The following is a 17,929-nucleotide window of genomic DNA, read 5'->3' as shown; positions in this document are numbered from 1 at the left end:
AGAAATATGCAGGCAGCCTAAATAAGTTTGTTTAAATTTTCGCTGTATTTTGTTGACATTTTCGGCTATCCAGCCATCTAAATTCGAAACTTCTGGGATATCGTTACAAATCTGGGTAGGCTAGACTGGTCTTTTTCTGCCGGATTTTTATCAATGAAATCACTGATCACAAGCCTGTTGGCCGGACTGGGGCTTTGCGGAGGTCTGCACGTGCATGCTACTGAACTGACCATTGCCACCTTTAATGTCAGCATGGAGTCCGAAAATTACGTCGCCAAAGGCAGCCCGCTGGGCCCGCAAGTGCTGGCCCGCGAACTGGCCAGCGGCCATAATGCGCAAATCCGCAATATCGCGGCTATTTTGCAGCAAGTACGCCCCGATATTCTGCTATTAAATGAATTCGACTATATCGAAGATCCGGCGCAGGGCGTCAAGCAATTCATTCAGCAGTATCTGCAAAAACCACAACACGGCGGTCAACCGCTGCAATACCCCTACTTTTATTATCAAACCGTCAATACCGGTCAGCCGAGTGGTTTTGATTTAAACAATGATGGCAAAGCCGCAGGCGCCGAAGATGCCTGGGGATTTGGCCACTATCCGGGCCAATATGGCATGCTGGTGCTATCACGTTTCCCAATTGATGCCGAAAAAGCGCGTACTTTTCAGCATTTTAAATGGAAGGATATGCCAGGGCACAAAACAACGAAAAAAGCCGATGGCAGCCCATGGTTCAGTCCAGATGCCTGGGCCAACATGCCGTTATCGAGTAAATCGCACTGGGATTTACCGGTCAATGTCGATGGCAAACCGCTGCATTTGTTAATTAGCCACCCGACCCCCCCCGTGTTTGATGGCGCGGAAAACCGCAATGGCCATCGTAACCATGACGAAGTCAAATTCTGGGTCGATTATTTGTCCGGCAACGCCGACTACATCTATGACGATAAAGCTGGCCGCGGTGGTTATCAGGCCGATGCACCTTTTGTGGTCATGGGTGATCAGAACTCGTCACCGGATGAAGGCGATGCGCATCGTGACGCGATTCAGGCGCTGGTGAATCATCCAAAAATCCAGCATGAACCTGTGCCGCAAAGCGCTGGTGGCGCTGCGCACAGCCCGGATAACCCGCTGGCGAAATTCCACACCGCCGGCTGGCGGATGCGCGCTGACTATGTGTTGCCGTCAAAGCAAGGCGTAACGGTGCACAGCAGTGGTGTGTTCTGGCCGGTTAAAGGCGAAGCCTTGTTTGATGCGGTCGCCAGCCGCGGCGCCAGCTCAGATCACCGGCTAGTTTGGGTCAAGCTCAGTCTCACCGGCGAAAAGAAATAAGTCTTTTTAGCTGATCAACAGCGGCAATTGCTGCGGCAGTGCCGCTGTACCGTCCGGCCATAGACATAAAAAAAGCAGCCATCGGCTGCTTTTTATCTATAAAACAATCACTTAACGTGACTGCTCTGCCAGTGGCGCGCTGTAGGCCAGCTCCATATCCCAAGGCAAGTGGATCCAGGTGTCTTGCTCAATGTCGGTGACATATTTGTCGACCAGTGCTTTGCCTTGTGGTTTGGCATAAACAGTGGCAAAACAAGCTTTAGGAAACCGTTCACGCAGTGCACGGGCGGTTTCACCGGTATCCACCAGATCGTCAATCACCAACAGCCGCTCTGAGTCAGGCAGCGTGGCATCTTTCAGCACCTGTAACGAACGTTGTTGATCATGGTCATAACTGGAGACACAAATAGTATCCAGCACCCGGATATTCAGTTCGCGCGCGATGATCGTTGCCGGCACCAGACCGCCGCGGCTGACTGCGACAATACTATCAAAATTACCGTGCAGGCACATTTTCGCCAGTTCCTTGGTCGCGCGGTGGAACGCTTCCCAGGACACATAAAAGTTCTTATTGCCGGATAAAGACATGTCAGCTGACTCCCGTTATACCAGTGCTAAGGCGATTTCGACCATTTCGTTAAAGCTGGTCTGGCGCTCTTCCGGACTTAACGATTCACCGGTACGGATATGATCAGAGACCGTCATGATTGCAAGCGCGTTAATGCCATACTCAGCAGCGACGCCGTATAAACCGGCCGCTTCCATTTCCACGCCGAGAATGCCGTATTTTTCCAGCGTATCAAACAGCGTGTCGCTTGGGTTGTAGAACAGATCAGACGTAAAGACATTGCCGACTTTCACACCGATATTTTTCGCCCGGGCTGCGGCTACTGCACGCTCCAGCAGGTCATAACTTGCCAGCGCGGCAAAATCCATACCCTGCAGGCGGTTACGGTTCACGGCAGAATCAGTGCTGGCGCCCATCGCGACAACAACTTCACGCACTTTGACCGACAGCGGCAGACCGCCGCAAGAACCAATACGAATGATATTTTTCACACCATAAAATTTCACCAGCTCAGTGGCATAAATTGACATCGACGGCACGCCCATGCCTGAGCCCATCACGCTGACTGGTTTACCCTGATATTTACCGGTAAAGCCATACATATTGCGCACTGTGTTAATGCATTGCACGTCGGTCAGGAACGTATCGGCGATATGTTTAGCGCGCAGCGGGTCGCCCGGCATCAGTACTGTTTCAGCAAAAGCGCCGGCAGCGGCGTGGATATGTGGAGTGGTCATAAACTTAATTCTCTGATTATTTAATGAGTACGGGTGAGTTCTGTCAGGAACGACTGGCCATACGCCAGCGCATCCAATGCAAAATACTCAGCAAAGGTCTGGCCCATGTCGGCGAAGCTGGCACGTTCGCCCAAAGAACCGGCGTTGATCTGCGGGCCGTAGCACAATACCGGCACATATTCCCGGGTGTGTTCGGTGCCAATCCAGGTCGGATCACAGCCATGATCTGCAGTCAGCAGCATCAGGCTATCCGGTTCAAGCATGGCCATTAATTCAGGCAGACGGCTGTCGAAATACTCCAGCGCTTCGCCATAGCCAATCGGATCACGGCGATGGCCGTAGTTCTGGTCAAAATCCACCAGATTGGTGAAGATCAGGCTTTTATCCGGCGCGGCGTGATATTCGCTGATGGTTTTGTCAACCAGTGCTTCGAGGCCATTGGCCTTCACCTCTTTACTGATGCCCTGATGAGCGTAGATGTCGGCGATTTTACCGATACTGACCACAGTACCGCCGGCAGCGGTCAGCTTGTCCAGCACCGTTGGCGCCGGTGGCAACACGGAATAGTCTCGGCGGTTACCGGTGCGCGCATAGTTGTTCGGTGCATCACCTAAAAATGGCCGCGCAATCACCCGGCCGATATTGTAATCATCCAGTAACTGACGGGCAGTTTCACAGAACTGATACAACCGTTCCAAACCAAAATGGCTTTCGTGGGCGGCGACCTGAAACACACTGTCAGCCGAGGTATAACAAATCGGCATTCCACTACGGATATGCTCATCACCGAGGCGCACCAGAATGTCGGTGCCAGACGCATGGCAATTGCCCAGAATGCCGGGCACGCCGGTACGACGGCATAATTCGTCAATCAGTTCCGGCGGAAAGCTGTGTTGTTTATTCAGGAAGTAACCCCACTCAAACAACACAGGCACGCCGGCGATTTCCCAATGACCACTCGGCGTATCTTTGCCGCTGGACAATTCGCGGGCATAACCAAAGGCCCCAACCGCGGGCTCATTGTCGGTCACGCAAGCCATTTCAGAAGAAGCCGCAAATGCGGCTTTGACGAGACCCAGTCTCGCCAAGTTTGGCAGTTGCAACTGCCTACCTTTATGATTGGCAAAAGCACGAGCAATACTGGCAAAGGTATTGGCTCCGCTATCACCAAACTTATCAGCGTCCGGCGCACTGCCGACACCAAAACTGTCCAATACCAGAATCACAGCTTTTTTCATGGATTGACCCCTACAGCGCTTGATCTGCAAGCCAGTGGACTCACAGCAGATTTGATAACCATAGCTGAAGCGGAAACTGTTGAAACTCAGTCTGCACTGACCGCTGCTTTTTTCAGCAAAATGGCACAACCAGTCCCCTGTTGCAGCGCGAATGCAAAAAGGGGCACGCAGATTAGAACGAATGCGACAAATTAGCAACTACTTAACTGATTGCTGACAACCGGGAGTTAATAACAGAACGTTGTGTCACTATGGCAAGACACAGAAGAATCTGACTGCAGTAGAAAGCAAAAGCCCCGGACATTGTCCGGGGCTTGCTGTTTTGGTGCCCAGAGGCGGAATCGAACCACCGACACGCGGATTTTCAATCCGCTGCTCTACCGACTGAGCTATCTGGGCAAAACTGGCCTTGAATGGTGCCGCTTATCCGAGTCGAACGGATGACCTACTGATTACAAGTCAGTTGCTCTACCAACTGAGCTAAAGCGGCATATATCAAGCGAAACTGTTGTTGCTTGTGTAGCGAATTGATGAGGAAAATCAAGACACTAAAAATTAGTGGTGCCCAGAGGCGGAATCGAACCACCGACACGCGGATTTTCAATCCGCTGCTCTACCGACTGAGCTATCTGGGCAACGGGGGGTATTAAACGGATTTTGCCGGATCAAGTCAACTTTTTTTTGGCCTGAACCTGCTGACCGCTTATGGATTGAACAAATCAGGCGATTCTGCTGAAACTATCAGCATATTTTCGGAAGTAACGGTGAAAACCGGCACGACTGAACTTTCACCACACACGCGTTAGTCGCAAATTTTCTGAAAGTTCTCAGATAATTAGAAAAAACTGATTAAAATGAAAGGACTTCCACTTATTCGTACACATCCGTATGCCGCAATCGAGCTTTAAAATGCCGCTGTTTATCGTCTGGCTATTAGCTGTCAGTAGTTGTTTATTGTTCAGTGCGCTTTGGTGCCATTCCTGGTATCAACAACATCAGCACGATAATGGACAACAGATGCAATTGCAGCATCAGTTGCAATTAGTGAGTCAGCTGGTGCCGGCCAATATTGCTGCCATGCCGCTGGAACAAGCAAATCAGCAGCTGTCGGACTTGTTGGCTGGCGAGCAACAACAAGCCTTGTACCTGCTCGGGCCCAACCAAAAGGTGCTGGCGCACACACCCGGACTCGCGGGTTTTAATCCGCTGCAGCCTGAAACACTCGCTGCAGAATTGCTGCTGGCACGTCAATCAATACCGCAAGGGGAAATGATTCTGGTCGCACAGCCGCTACAGAGCGACTGGCGGCTCTGGTTCTTGTTCGCAGCGGCAGGCGCAGGCGTGCTACTGCTGTTAGGGGTTGTACCGATGCGTTTATTCGAGCGTCGTCTGCAACAGCAGCAACAACAACTCAACGACCAATTACTGCTTTGTGTGGGCAGGCAGCAGTTTGAACTGATGCTAACAGCGCCGAGCAGTTTGCAGGCGCTGGAACATCCATTACAGCTGCTGTTACAACATTGTCGTGAACAACAACTGCTACTGGAAAAAACGAAAGCGGATTGCGCCCTGTTACAACACGAACTGGATGATAAAATCCTGCAACGCACCGAAGCGCTAGCCAGCGCTAAAATCAGTGCAGAGCGCGCGAATGAAGCGAAATCCACCTTTCTCGCCACAATGAGCCACGAGATCCGCACGCCGATGAATGGCATCATCGGGACAGTCGATTTACTCCGAAATACCATGTTAAACAGCAATCAGTTCCGTCTGACCAATACTGTGCGTGAATCCGCCTTTGCGCTGCTACGTATTCTCGATGACATTTTGGATTTTTCCAAAATCGAAGCCGGCAAAATGGAAATCGAGCATATTCCATTGTCGCTAAATGAAGTGGTTGAGGCTGTCGCTCAGGTCATGTTTACCGTCGCATTGCAGCGCCAGCTGCAGCTCAGCATCTTTGTTGACCCGGCGATACCGGAAAGCTTGGTCGGTGATCCGGTGCGTTTGCGGCAGATCCTTTATAACCTGACCGGCAATGCGATTAAATTCACCGAAACCTTGCCCGGACAACGTGGCAAAGTGCATATCAGAGCTGAACTGGTCGACAATAATCTGGAGTTTTGTCAGATCCGGATCTCGGTGACCGACAACGGAAAAGGCATGACCCCGCGCCAGCTGAATCAGTTGTTTCAGCCCTTTTTACAAGCAGAAGGCTCCATTACGCGCAAGTATGGTGGCACCGGCCTTGGTCTGTCGATTTGTCAGCATCTGACTGAATTGATGTTTGGCAGGATCGAAGTGCAGAGTGTGATTGGTAAAGGTAGCGAATTCAGCGTGTTGTTGCCGATGCGCCACGCCGAGGAAACCATCCCGCGCCAACAACCAGATCTACAAAACCAGCGCGTATTGATTTGCAGCGACGACAGCGGTCAGCAAGAACTACTGCAGCGTTACCTGGCGTCGTTTGGTGCAACGCCGGTGCTGGTCGGCCTGACAGAGTTGTGGTCGCCGCACCATGGCGCAGACCTGGTGGTGCTGGACTGCAGTCAGTCGCCGGAAAGTGCTTTGCAACAGTTACCAGCGTCGCTACCGTTGCCGACCTTATTGTTGGTTGCCGCGGAATCAGCGCTGCGCAGCGCGCCAGCCGGCAGTGAGGTACTGGAACTCAATCCACTGTGTCGCAGCAGCCTGGCCACTGCGCTGTTAAAACTTCAGGGCCAACTGAGTAACAAACCTGCGCTGCAATTTCCGCAAGCACTGGATAGCGGCCTGGCCGTCACAGACGTGAACGCCCCACTGTTGTTATTGGCCGAAGATAATCCGATGAATCAAAAGGTCTTGGTCGAACAGTTGCAAACGCTCGGTTATCGGGTTGAAGTCGCAGATGACGGCCAAATCGCCCTCGATAAATGGCGCCAATATCGCTATCCACTGTTGCTGACTGACCTGCATATGCCAAATCTGAGCGGCTATGATTTGGCTAAGGCTATCCGCAAGGAAGCCGCACAGTATGATGACGAAGACATCGTATTTACCCGCATTGTGGCCATAACCGCCAATGCTCTCAAAGGAGAGGCACAAAAATGTTTGAGTGTTGGTATGGACGACTATCTGACCAAACCGGTCGAATTGGCGAAATTACATGCCGTGCTACAGCGTTGGCTGCCGCTCGCTGCGCCTGAAGCGGCAGAGCCTCAACCAGCTACGGTACAAAACACGCCGGCGGCACCGGACGCTGCAGAAGTAAGCCCCATTTGTTTTACCACTATTGCCAATTTCCTGGGGCCGGATCCGGCGAAACATCAACAATATCTGAATTATTTTGTTAGTCATGCCGCCGATTTACTGGTGCAACTGCAGGACGCACAACAACAGCAACAAGCAGACGTCTGTCGCAGTCTGGCCCATCAGTTAAAGTCCATGGCAAAGAGTGTTGGCGCCTTAGCATTGTCAGAACTGGCATTGCAGCTGGAGCAGCAGGCAGAACAACCTTATTGGCCCGAATTGAGCGCATTGGCGGACCGGTTACAGCAGAGTTATCAACAAGTGGTGGTGTATGTGCAGGAACGCTACAAACGCTGAGCAGTGCGCTGCAGCGTTTGTCACGGTTAAGGCGTATCGGTTAACTGGCGGAAGTATCCAATGGTGCAAAAGATTTCACCAATTGATCTAACGCCTGCATTTGTTGCAGATAATCTTCCAGCTTCGCCAGTGGCAACGCGCAAGGACCATCGCATTTGGCCTGATTTGGATCCGGATGCGCTTCGATAAACAGACCGGCAAGACCTAGGGCCATGCCCGAGCGAGCCAGCTGTGCAGCCTGTGCGCGACGGCCATCGGCAGAATCGGTGCGACCGCCCGGTTTCTGCAGCGCATGGGTCGCGTCAAAAATCACCGGACCATATTGCTTCATTTCGTCCATGCCCAGCATGTCAACGACCAGATTGTTATAGCCAAAACAAGAACCACGCTCGCACAGGATCACTTTGTCGTTGCCGGCTTCGGCGAACTTGGTGATGATATGGCGCATTTCATGCGGAGCCAGAAATTGCGGCTTTTTCACATTAATTACCGCACCTGTATTGGCCATAGCTACGACCAAATCCGTCTGGCGCGCCAGAAATGCCGGCAGCTGGATCACATCGACCACTTCTGCCACAGGCGCCGCCTGATAGGGTTCATGTACGTCCGTGATCAGCGGAATATTAAATGTGCGTTTAATCTCTTCAAAAATCCGCAAGCCTTCTTCGAGACCCGGACCACGATAAGAATGCACTGACGAGCGGTTGGCTTTATCAAAAGACGCTTTAAACACATAAGGAATACCGAGCTTTTCGCACACTCTGACATAGTGCTCTGCCACCTGCATTGCCATGTCACGCGACTCCAGCACGTTCATACCACCGAACAACACAAAAGGTTTGTCGTTGGCAACTTCCAGCTTACCAATCTGAATATTCATTGACGCCACAAGGGCCTCCTTCAATAACACGGCTGATTGTTGCAGCCGGGCACAAGTCCAAACTTAACCAAATAATACCGGCGTCTTAGTGATTGCTACGCGCACCATTAATGCCAACCAGCCGAGGGCGCCGAAAAACGCGAACACCCGCAGCGCTTTGGTCCGGCCTTTTAACGCCATCACGCCAAGGGCTATATAAGCCAATAAACCGAGAAATTTCTCCGTCAGCCATGGGGTGACAAAAGGATATTGCTGAATGGTCAGCATCAGGCCTGCAGCTGATAACAACAACAAGGTGTCAATCACATGCGGCAGCACTTTGAACAGTTTTTTCTGTAACAACGCTGAGTCACGCATGCTCAGCACAAACCGAATAAACAACAGGGACACACTCAGGGCAGCTAATAACAGGTGGGTATGTTTTAATGCCATATACATCGCAATATGCTCCGGAACCTGACTGAGCAGTCGCATGGTTACGACGCACAATCTATGGATTAATTGAAGAAAAACGCATTTTGCATGTTCATCGCTTGATCGTCCATGCTTATCAGCAACAAAGCCACCAGATGGTGGCTTTGTCATACGCGATACAGATTTATTCTTCGTCGGGATACTTAGTTAAAATCGCTTCAATTTTATCGACGCGGGTTTTCAGGATCTCCACCAATCGCGGGTCAAATTGGCGCCCTGCTTCACTTTCCATATGCGCCAAAGTTGCGCCTGCGGTCCAGGGTGATTTATAGCAGCGTCGATGCCGCAGCGCGTCGTAGACATCAGCGACTGCCGCGATCCGGCCATACACATGAATTTCTTCGCCGCGTTTACCGGCCGGATAACCACTGCCATCCCATTTTTCATGATGGTCACGGGCGATCACCGCGCCGGCCTGAATAATGGCGCGCTTTGAATTTTTTAAGATCTCATAACCGATACTGGAATGGGTTTTCATTACTTCCCACTCGTGTTCAGCCAGTTTCATCGGTTTATTCAAAATACCATCGGGAATACCTACTTTGCCGACATCATGCAAAGGCGAGGCAAACATCAGTTTTTCTGCCTCATCCACGGGTAATCCATAAGCCGTTGCCAGCTCATAACAAATAAAAGCGACGCGTTTGACATGGTTGCCGGTTTCAATCGAGCGTTGCTCTACCGCTTCACTAAGCCGGTAAACGATCTCGCGCTGAGTATCTTCAATTTCATGCTGTAATTGCACGTTTTCATAAGCAATTTGCACGTTTTGCGAAAAAAGCTCGATCAGCCGTTTTTGCGTTTCATTGACCAGAGTCGGCAGACCCGAAACATACAACAAAGAGCCATGGGTGAATTTACTGGTGCAGTAGGCCACCAGATAGTTTTCGCGATAAACAATACTGCGGCTTCTGAGCGCCTGATGGAAAGCATCCATCAGCGTATGGTCCAGTACATCAGATACAGCACGGCCTTCCTGGTGTTCAAATTCACCGAGACCGGCAAATACCACCAACTTATCCGGATCGGTATTTTCGTGAATATTGCCAGCAACCAGAGACGACGTGACCAATAACGCATTGTCATCACAGCCCAGGATAGAGGTCAGTTGTTGCAGGACGCCATCGATAAACTGTTCCATCGAGTGCGACGAAAATAAATCGGCGGAGGCCGTGATAATTTTCTCTAAACCGCGCCGGCTGTTATCAATCGACAAGATATCGCGGTACGAGCGCAGGCTCGACATAATCACAGTAAAGAGTTTTTGTGCGGTCAGTTCAGTCTTGGATTTGTAGTCGTTGATGTCGTAATTGACGATCACCTGGCGCTCAGGCGCTTGTCCGGGCTGACCAGTCCGCAGAATAATGCGGACATAGTGGTTGTGCAGTTCTTCGCGGATATAACGCGCCACAATTAAGCCAGCGTCGTCTGATTCCATCACCACATCCAACAAGATGATGGCCGCATCGTGGTGCGTTTCGATCAATTTTTTCGCTTCAGTACCGGAATAAGCACTGAAAAACTCAAGATTTTTGCCCTGAAAGGAAAAATCACTCAACGCCAGTTTCGTCACCGCGTGCACTTCCGGCTCATCGTCGACGATCAGAATTTTCCAGCTGCCATTATGTTGCGGCGCCTGCTCTTCCGGCTCATCCGCAAATAAAAAATCATTCGCCACGCTTGTTCCCTCTTGAGCTTCAGCCACTCGACTCCGGTAGTTTAAGTGATTGAGATGAATTAATTATTTTAAGAATAAACTGCAGTAGTTATATGCGCTAATCAAGCGATGGTCAAAAAGATTGCTGCAAATAGCACTGAAAATATTCGGGAAAATACGGGAGGTGGGTACGCGCCAAAAGCAGGATAAGATCAGGGCAGCCAGCAACCGCCGCTGATGCGCCAGTTGCCGCCATAATCACGGCGTGATTGCACCGCGTTAAAACCGGCGTCAGTCAGGATTTGTTGCACCGCTTCATGCTGCTGATGACCATGTTCAAGCCAGAGCCAACCGCCAGCCTCTAAATGCACCGGCGCCTGCGCGCAAATCAGCCGAATATCAGCAAGACCGTCATCTGCAGCCACCAAGGCGCTGAGCGGTTCATGACGCACATCACCTTGTTGCAAATGCGGGTCCGCAACGTCGATGTAAGGCGGGTTTGAAATGATTAAATCGAAACGAATGCCAGCAACGGCCTGATACCAGTCACTTTGCAAGACACTAGCATTAACCAGCCTTAGGCGACTGCGGTTGCGCTCCGCCAGTGCAACGGCGTCCGGCGAAAAATCGACAGCTGTGACTTGCCAGTGTGGCCGCTGTGACGCCAACGTCAACGCAATGGCGCCGGTACCAGTGCCTAAATCCAGCACTTTGGCATCTAACGGCAACGGCAGCGCTAAGGCTTGCTCCACCAGTAACTCGGTATCCGGTCTTGGGATTAACGTGCACGGGGCTACTTCGAGTTCCAGATCCCAGAACCACCAGCGCCCGGTAATATAGGCCAGAGGCTCGCCAGCGGCGCGCCGCTGTAACGCGGTATTTAAGCGGTCTAATTCAGTTTCACTCAGTGGCTGGTCCAGATATAGACGCTGGCTGGCCGGATTTTTATCCAACACGTCAGCCCAAAGCCGGCTGGCTTCGAAAGCAAGATCGGTGGCATGCGGGTCTTGCTGTGCCAGCGCCTGCAGCGCGGTTTCTGCCTGCTGCAGCCACTGACGCAACAACATCAGCGGTTTTCCTCGGCCAGCGCGGCCAATTGGTCGGCCTGATATTCGTGGCCAAGCGGACCTAATACCGGATCCAGGTCACCTTCCATCACATCGAGTAATTTGTAGATGGTCAGGTTGATACGGTGATCAGTCAAACGGCCTTGCGGGAAGTTATAAGTGCGGATCCGCTCTGAACGATCGCCCGAGCCCACCAACAAGCGACGGGTCGATTCTTCCGCCAACCGATGTTTTTCATCTTCGGCTGCCTGAATGCGCGACTGCAGCACCGACATAGCGCGGGCGCGGTTTTTATGTTGCGACCGTTCGTCCTGACATTCCACCACAATGCCAGTTGGCAAGTGAGTGATCCGAATAGCAGAATCTGTTCGGTTGACGTGCTGACCACCGGCACCGGATGCGCGATAAGTATCAACTTTTAAATCAGCCGGATTGATTTCAATCGCTTCGCTTTCCGGTACTTCCGGCATAATAGCGACCGTACAGGCAGAAGTATGCACGCGGCCTTGCGATTCGGTGGCTGGCACCCGTTGCACACGGTGACCACCGGATTCAAACTTCAGCACGCCGTAAGCGCCATCGCCCTGCACACTGACGATGATTTCTTTGTAGCCGCCGTGTTCACCGTCGTTAAAACTGATGATCTCGGTTTTGAAGCGGCGTTTTTCACAATAACGGCTGTACATGCGGAATAAATCGCCGGCAAAAATCGCGGCTTCATCACCACCGGCGCCGGCCCGGATCTCAAGAAAGCAGTTGTTGTTGTCGTTGGGGTCTTTTGGCAACAGCAGGATTTGTAGTTCCTGATCCAGCACTTCAATCCGTTCTTTGCCAGATTTGAATTCCTCCTGCGCCATCTCCCGCATATCCGGATCGGCGTCTTTCAACATCTCTTCGGCACTTTGCAAATCGTCTTGCGCCTGACAATACAGCGCAAAATGCTGAGCGATCGGCTCGAGCTGACTGTATTCGCGGGATAACTCGCGGAATTTATTCTGATCAGAGATCACAGCAGCGTCGCTTAACAGCGCCTGCACTTCTTCATAACGCTCGACCAGACCTTCGAGTTTGCGATATACCGATTCTTTCATGGAACAATAAATACCTGGTTAAACATCCAACTACACATCTAACAGCGTGTTGATCAATGTTTGGGGTTGAGTAGTGTCATCTTGCAGCAACTGCCGGATAGTCCGGGTTGGCGCATGCATTAACCTGTTGCTGAGTTTAGTCGCTAATTCAGTCATCACCTTGTCGGCGCTTTGGCCGCTGGCGAGCTGATTCAACGCCCGTTGTAATAATTCTTGCTTCACCGCGTCGCAGCGCTCGCGATAGTCCCGCACCCAGTCGATATTGCCCTGCAGCGCCAGCCATTGACTGAAATCTGCCACGCCAACCGCAATCATCTGCTCAGCCTGCTCGGCGGCCGCCTGGCGGGATTGCATATTCTGCGCAACGATATTCTGTAAGTCATCGACGGTATACAGATACGCATCTTCAAGCTCTGCTACCTGCGCTTCAATATCACGCGGCACCGCTAAATCGACCAGGAACATCGGCTTGTGCCGGCGTTTTTTTAGCGCTTGCTCCACCATGCCTTTGCCAACAATCGGCAAAGTACTGGCGGTGGAACTAATCACCACGTCGGCATCAACCAGCGCTTGCGGCACTTGGGCCAGGCTAATCGCCTGACCGTTGAACTGTGCCGCCAAAGCCGCGGCCCGGTCGTAGGAACGATTCGCCACTGTCAAATGGGCAGCGCCTTGCTCGAGTAAATGTTTGGCTACCAGTTCGATCGTTTCGCCGGCACCAATCAATAACACTTTGACATCATTGAGCTTACCGAAGATCTGCCGCGCCAGCGTCACCGCAGCAAAGGCCACCGATACGGCACTGGCACCAATTTCAGTGTCAGTGCGAACCTGTTTGGCCACCGCAAAAGTTTTCTGGAACAAGCGTTCAAACACCGGCTGAATAGTGCCAAGCTGGCGCGACTGACTGTAGGCCTGTTTCACCTGACCAAGGATTTGCGGCTCGCCGAGCACCAGTGAATCTAAACCACAAGCGACCCGCATCAGATGTGTTGAGGCGGCATCTGCACTGTGCAGATACAAATGCGGCTCCACTTCCTGCCGGTTCAGCTGATGAAATTGCGCCAGCCAGTCAATCACTTGTTTCGATTGTTCGCTGCTGCCGCTAAAATACAATTCAGTTCTATTGCAGGTGGATACGATCACAGCATCAGTCACCGCCGTTTTGGCAGTCAGATCCAGCAGCGCATCAGCGACTTGCTCTGGCGCAAAGGCCAGTTGCTCACGCAGGGCGACCGGCGCAGTTTTGTGATTGATGCCAAGTGCGAAAATAGCGATTCACCTGAAAATAAGTAAGGAAACTTTGGCAGGATACAGCCAGAGTACCGGATAAAGGCCGGATTGTACGAAAATCCACGGACGCTGAAAAGCCTACTGCAACCGCTTGCAGGTCCGGCGCATCATTTTGAAGCAGGAAAAACTGTGTTTTTGAAGCAAAATCTCTGGGCCGGCTGTTTGCTGGGCCTGCTATTAACCGGCTGTGCCAGCCAGCCGGCTCCGCAAGTTTCACGCCCATTGCCCGCTGTTGAACGGGAGCAGGCACTGGATGCGATGACCGAATATAAAGTCGTCGCGGCTCTGGGCGTCAAAGCGCCCGGTGAAAATGTCAGTGGCACGTTGAACTGGCAGCAAAACGGCGAATATTATCAGGCGTCCATGACCAACTTTCTGGGTCTGACCGTGTTTGAACTGGAAACGCATCAACAAGGTGCGACAGTCAAAGTCGATGGTCAGACGCATCAGGCCATGTCTGCCGGTGCTTTGCTGGATTATTTATCCGGCTGGTCTTTACCGATTGAAGAAATGCAACTGTGGCTCAAAGGCCTGCCTGGCCCCAGCAGTGAAAATCTGCAACGCGACGGCATGGGTCGCCTGACCAGTTTCACCCTAACCGATAGCCGCTCGCGGCAATGGCAGGTCAGTTACAGTGACTTTTTCCCTGACGCCAAATCGTTACCACGGAAAATGCAGCTGCAATCCGGCGAGACCCGCCTCAAACTGGTGATCCGGGAGTGGCAGCCATGACAGGCACTTTTATCAATAGCATGCTGACATTACCGGCGCCGGCCAAACTGAATTTATTTTTGCATATCACCGGGCGGCGCGCGGACGGCTACCACAATCTACAAACCCTATTTCGCATGCTGGACGTCGGTGACGAGCTGAGTTTTCGCGCCAATCAAAGCGGCGCTATCAATTTTCGCTGCTCTGATGCCAGCATTGCCGGTGCAGATAATCTGGTGGTGCGTGCCGCCAAACTGCTGCAGCCATTCGCCGCACCAGATGCCGGTGTTGAGATTTATCTGGAAAAACGTACGCCAATGGGCGGTGGGCTTGGTGGTGGTTCGTCCGATGCAGCGACCACCCTGCATGCTTTAAATTTGCAATGGCAGCTCGGGTTATCAACCCAGCAACTAGCCGATATCGGCTTAAAACTCGGAGCCGACGTGCCAGTATTTGTGTTTGGCCAGACCGCCTTTGCTGAAGGTGTTGGCGAGCAGCTACAGCCGGTTGAATTGCCGGATTGCTGGTATCTGGTAGTCACGCCGGATGCACACGTCTCAACCGCGGCTGTGTTTACCCATCCGGATTTAATTCGCGACAGCAAACCACTGACGCTGGCAGATTTAATGAGCAGTCCGTGGCGAAATGACTGTCAGCCACTGGTTGAACGTCTGTGTCCGCAGGTTGCAATAACCTTACAGTGGTTGGTAGAATACGCGCCGTCTCGAATGACGGGTACTGGTGCCAGTGTTTTCGCTGAATTCGCCGATGAACTCAGTGCTCGTCGCGCCCTGGCTGACCTGCCGGCTAATTGCCGCGGATTTGTCGCCCGGGGGCTCAACCAGTCGCCGCTGCTGACTGCGTTACGACATGCCGTATGACGAGGGATCAGCGCCCTTTTGCTGCCGGGTGCTGATTTCAGATTTTAACCGGAGCAATCCCTGAGGATCCTACCGTGCCCGACATGAAGATATTCGCTGGTAACGCCGTACCAGAACTCGCCAGAAAAATCGCCAGCCGCCTGTACATCAAGCTCGGCGATGCCGAAGTTGGCCGTTTCAGCGATGGAGAAGTCAGCGTTCAGATTAATGAAAACGTCCGTGGATCGGACGTTTTTATTATCCAGTCTACCTGCGCCCCGACCAACGATAACCTGATTGAACTGATCGTAATGGTCGATGCGCTGCGCCGCGCTTCTGCCGGTCGTATCACTGCGGTGATCCCATATTTTGGTTATGCCCGCCAGGACCGCCGTGTCCGCTCTGCCCGGGTACCTATCACAGCAAAAGTTGTGGCAGATTTCCTGTCGAGCGTCGGTGTTGACCGTGTATTAACCGTTGATCTGCATGCTGAACAAATCCAGGGTTTCTTCGACGTCCCGGTCGACAACGTTTTCGCATCGCCAGTACTGCTGGATGATATGCGTAAGCGTGAGTTCCAGGCGCCTGTCGTGGTGTCACCGGATATCGGTGGTGTGGTGCGTGCCCGTGCTATTGCCAAACTGCTGAACGATGCCGACCTTGCTATCATCGATAAACGCCGGCCAAAAGCCAACGTGGCGCAGGTGATGCACATCATCGGTGACGTGAAAGACCGCGACTGTATCATCGTCGACGACATGATCGACACCGGTGGTACGCTGTGTAAAGCCGCTGAAGCATTAAAAGAACAAGGCGCCCGCCGTGTGTTCGCTTATGCAACGCACCCGGTGTTTTCTGGTAACGCAGCAGAAAACATTGCCAACTCAGTGATTGATGAACTGATCATTACTGACACTATTCCACTGTCACCAGCCATGCAGGCGGTGAGTAAAGTGAAACAGCTGACCCTGAGCGAGATGATGGCTGAGTGTATCCGCCGCATCAGCAACGAAGAATCGATTTCTTCAATGTTTGACTAAGAGCCTGCTCTGTTGATAAAAGCCGCTCCCTGAGCGGCTTTTTTGTTTGCCTGAACATAGGGCCGGTGCTATTATGTCGCGCTTTTTTCCGCCAGAGCGCCTCGCGTTTTCGTGGCGAGAAAAAAATCTGAGCTGGTTTTCTGGTCGCGGAAACCGGCATTCTTAATTTTTGGAGATCCAAATGTCTGAAGCCATTTACACGTTAAATGCCGAAATCCGTAACGACCTGGGGAAAGGTGCGAGCCGCCGCCTGCGTCACGCGGACAAAGTTCCTGCAATCATCTACGGTGGCCACCAAGCGCCTCTGTCAGTGACTCTGGACCACAACAAACTGATCCAAGCACAAGCCAACGAAGGTTTCTACACTCACATCCTGACTATCAACGTCGGCGGTGAAGAAGTAAAAGCAATCGTTAAAGCCATGCAACGTCACCCGTTCAAGCCAAAAGTAATGCACGTTGACTTCCAACGCGTTGAAGCTGGCCACGAGCTGCACACAATCGTTCCTCTGCACTTCGTTAACGAAGCTGCTGCAGGTAAAAAAGGCGGTATCGTTGCTCACCACATCAACGAAGTTGCTATCACTGTTCTGCCAGCAAACCTGCCAGAATTCATTGAAGTTGACCTGGCAAACGTTGAAGTTGGCGTAACACTGCACCTGTCAGACCTGAAAGTTCCAGCCGGCGTGACTATCGCTGAACTGGCAAAAGGCGCTGGTCATGACCAGGCTGTTGTTTCTGTCAACAAACCAGCTGGTAAAGCAGACGCTGAAGCCGCTGAGTAAGCATGACTGAAAACATTCAGTTAATCGTGGGCCTGGGTAATCCAGGCCCCGAGTATGAAAAGACCCGACACAATGCCGGACAGTGGTTTGTCGAACAACTGGCCCGCCGCTACAACGCCCCGCTCAAAGCTGATCCGAAGTTCTATGGTTTGTCAGGCAAGATTGTCTGTCAGGGCCGTGAAATCAAACTACTGATCCCCACCACTTTTATGAATTTAAGTGGCAAGGCAACTTTGGCGCTGGCGCAATTTTACAAAATTCCACCTGAGCAGATCCTGGTCGCGCATGATGAAATGGCGCTACCAGCCGGTACGGCGAAAATCAAACTCGGTGGTGGCCACGCCGGTCACAATGGTCTGAAAGATATTGCCGGCAAATTTGGCAACAACCTGAATTTTTACCGTTTGCGGCTTGGCATCGGCCATCCGGGTCACAAAGATAAAGTGACCGGCTATGTGCTGGGTAAAGCGCCGCAGGCGGAGCAAAAACTGCTGGATGAAACGCTGGACGAAAGTCTGCGCTGTTTTGAACTGTGGCTGGAACAAGGCCTGGTTAAAGCACAACACCGGCTGCATAGTTTTAACGCGGCTCCGGCGCAAGCCTGAGCCCTGT

At 52.1% G+C, this 17,929-nt stretch carries 16 protein-coding genes and 3 tRNA genes; 7 read left to right on the top strand and 12 right to left on the bottom strand.

From position 1 onward, the window contains the following. Positions 1-153 precede the first annotated feature (153 nt). Positions 154-1,332 (top strand): endonuclease/exonuclease/phosphatase family protein, encoded by a 1,179-nt coding sequence (locus tag ACFFJP_RS04890; protein WP_377241053.1) that lies wholly within the window; start codon positions 154-156, stop codon positions 1,330-1,332. Between the two features lie 111 nt (positions 1,333-1,443). Here the strand turns inward: ACFFJP_RS04890 and gpt are convergent, their stop codons facing one another. From gpt to ACFFJP_RS04860, 6 genes are all read right to left on the bottom strand, one after another. Beyond that, on the bottom strand, positions 1,444-1,920 hold the full coding sequence (gpt, locus tag ACFFJP_RS04885; protein ID WP_377241051.1) for a xanthine phosphoribosyltransferase: 477 nt from the start codon (positions 1,918-1,920) through the stop codon (positions 1,444-1,446). Between the two features lie 15 nt (positions 1,921-1,935). After that, a complete protein-coding gene (gene deoD, locus ACFFJP_RS04880) occupies positions 1,936-2,637 on the bottom strand; it encodes a purine-nucleoside phosphorylase (protein WP_377241049.1) in 702 nt (233 codons plus the stop codon). A gap of 20 nt (positions 2,638-2,657) precedes the next feature. Beyond that, positions 2,658-3,875: a phosphopentomutase gene (locus ACFFJP_RS04875; RefSeq protein ID WP_377241047.1), complete on the bottom strand. Its 1,218-nt coding sequence runs from the start codon at positions 3,873-3,875 to the stop codon at positions 2,658-2,660. A gap of 323 nt (positions 3,876-4,198) precedes the next feature. After that, positions 4,199-4,274: transfer RNA gene (locus tag ACFFJP_RS04870), tRNA-Phe, on the bottom strand. A gap of 15 nt (positions 4,275-4,289) precedes the next feature. After that, positions 4,290-4,365: transfer RNA gene (locus tag ACFFJP_RS04865), tRNA-Thr, on the bottom strand. A gap of 69 nt (positions 4,366-4,434) precedes the next feature. Then, positions 4,435-4,510: transfer RNA gene (locus ACFFJP_RS04860), tRNA-Phe, on the bottom strand. A gap of 274 nt (positions 4,511-4,784) precedes the next feature. Between ACFFJP_RS04860 and ACFFJP_RS04855 the strand changes: the two genes are divergently transcribed. Next, positions 4,785-7,460: a hybrid sensor histidine kinase/response regulator gene (locus ACFFJP_RS04855; protein WP_377241045.1), complete on the top strand. Its 2,676-nt coding sequence runs from the start codon at positions 4,785-4,787 to the stop codon at positions 7,458-7,460. Positions 7,461-7,500: 40 nt separating this feature from the next. On the opposite strand, the gene kdsA is transcribed toward ACFFJP_RS04855, so the two are convergent. The 6 genes from kdsA to hemA form a co-directional block, all read right to left on the bottom strand. Further along, positions 7,501-8,340 carry a 3-deoxy-8-phosphooctulonate synthase gene (gene kdsA / locus ACFFJP_RS04850; RefSeq protein ID WP_377243367.1) on the bottom strand — a complete coding sequence of 280 codons (840 nt, stop codon included), beginning with the start codon at positions 8,338-8,340 and terminating at the stop codon, positions 7,501-7,503. 63 nt (positions 8,341-8,403) lie between these two features. Beyond that, the gene (locus ACFFJP_RS04845) at positions 8,404-8,814 is read right to left on the bottom strand and encodes a SirB2 family protein (protein ID WP_377241043.1); all 411 of its coding nucleotides are present in this window, start codon (positions 8,812-8,814) and stop codon (positions 8,404-8,406) included. Between the two features lie 124 nt (positions 8,815-8,938). Continuing rightward, positions 8,939-10,492: a DUF3369 domain-containing protein gene (locus ACFFJP_RS04840; protein ID WP_377241041.1), complete on the bottom strand. Its 1,554-nt coding sequence runs from the start codon at positions 10,490-10,492 to the stop codon at positions 8,939-8,941. A 191-nt stretch (positions 10,493-10,683) separates the two neighbouring features. Further along, positions 10,684-11,538: a peptide chain release factor N(5)-glutamine methyltransferase gene (gene prmC, locus ACFFJP_RS04835; RefSeq protein ID WP_377241039.1), complete on the bottom strand. Its 855-nt coding sequence runs from the start codon at positions 11,536-11,538 to the stop codon at positions 10,684-10,686. After that, the gene (prfA, locus tag ACFFJP_RS04830) at positions 11,538-12,629 is read right to left on the bottom strand and encodes a peptide chain release factor 1 (protein ID WP_377241037.1); all 1,092 of its coding nucleotides are present in this window, start codon (positions 12,627-12,629) and stop codon (positions 11,538-11,540) included. The genes prmC and prfA overlap by 1 nt, the downstream gene beginning before the upstream one ends. 30 nt (positions 12,630-12,659) lie before the next feature. Continuing rightward, positions 12,660-13,901, bottom strand: coding sequence for a glutamyl-tRNA reductase (gene hemA / locus ACFFJP_RS04825; RefSeq protein ID WP_377243364.1), 1,242 nt, complete (start codon positions 13,899-13,901; stop codon positions 12,660-12,662). Between the two features lie 150 nt (positions 13,902-14,051). Between hemA and lolB the strand changes: the two genes are divergently transcribed. From lolB to pth, 5 genes are all read left to right on the top strand, one after another. Then, positions 14,052-14,654: a lipoprotein insertase outer membrane protein LolB gene (gene lolB, locus ACFFJP_RS04820; protein WP_377241035.1), complete on the top strand. Its 603-nt coding sequence runs from the start codon at positions 14,052-14,054 to the stop codon at positions 14,652-14,654. A 20-nt stretch (positions 14,655-14,674) separates the two neighbouring features. Then, on the top strand, positions 14,675-15,514 hold the full coding sequence (gene ispE / locus ACFFJP_RS04815) for a 4-(cytidine 5'-diphospho)-2-C-methyl-D-erythritol kinase (RefSeq protein ID WP_377243361.1): 840 nt from the start codon (positions 14,675-14,677) through the stop codon (positions 15,512-15,514). An 83-nt stretch (positions 15,515-15,597) separates the two neighbouring features. Further along, positions 15,598-16,533, top strand: coding sequence for a ribose-phosphate diphosphokinase (locus ACFFJP_RS04810; protein WP_106388982.1), 936 nt, complete (start codon positions 15,598-15,600; stop codon positions 16,531-16,533). Positions 16,534-16,714: 181 nt separating this feature from the next. Beyond that, complete coding sequence (locus ACFFJP_RS04805; RefSeq protein ID WP_377241033.1) at positions 16,715-17,317, top strand: 50S ribosomal protein L25/general stress protein Ctc; 603 nt, start codon at positions 16,715-16,717, stop codon at positions 17,315-17,317. A 2-nt stretch (positions 17,318-17,319) separates the two neighbouring features. Further along, the gene (gene pth / locus ACFFJP_RS04800; protein WP_377241031.1) at positions 17,320-17,922 is read left to right on the top strand and encodes an aminoacyl-tRNA hydrolase; all 603 of its coding nucleotides are present in this window, start codon (positions 17,320-17,322) and stop codon (positions 17,920-17,922) included. Positions 17,923-17,929 lie beyond the last annotated feature (7 nt).

It is taken from the genome of Rheinheimera tilapiae, assembly GCF_042432165.1.
Taxonomy (GTDB): domain Bacteria; phylum Pseudomonadota; class Gammaproteobacteria; order Enterobacterales; family Alteromonadaceae; genus Pararheinheimera; species Pararheinheimera tilapiae.
Note: the sequence above shows the minus strand (reverse complement) of the source record. Positions and strands in the feature narration are given on the sequence as shown.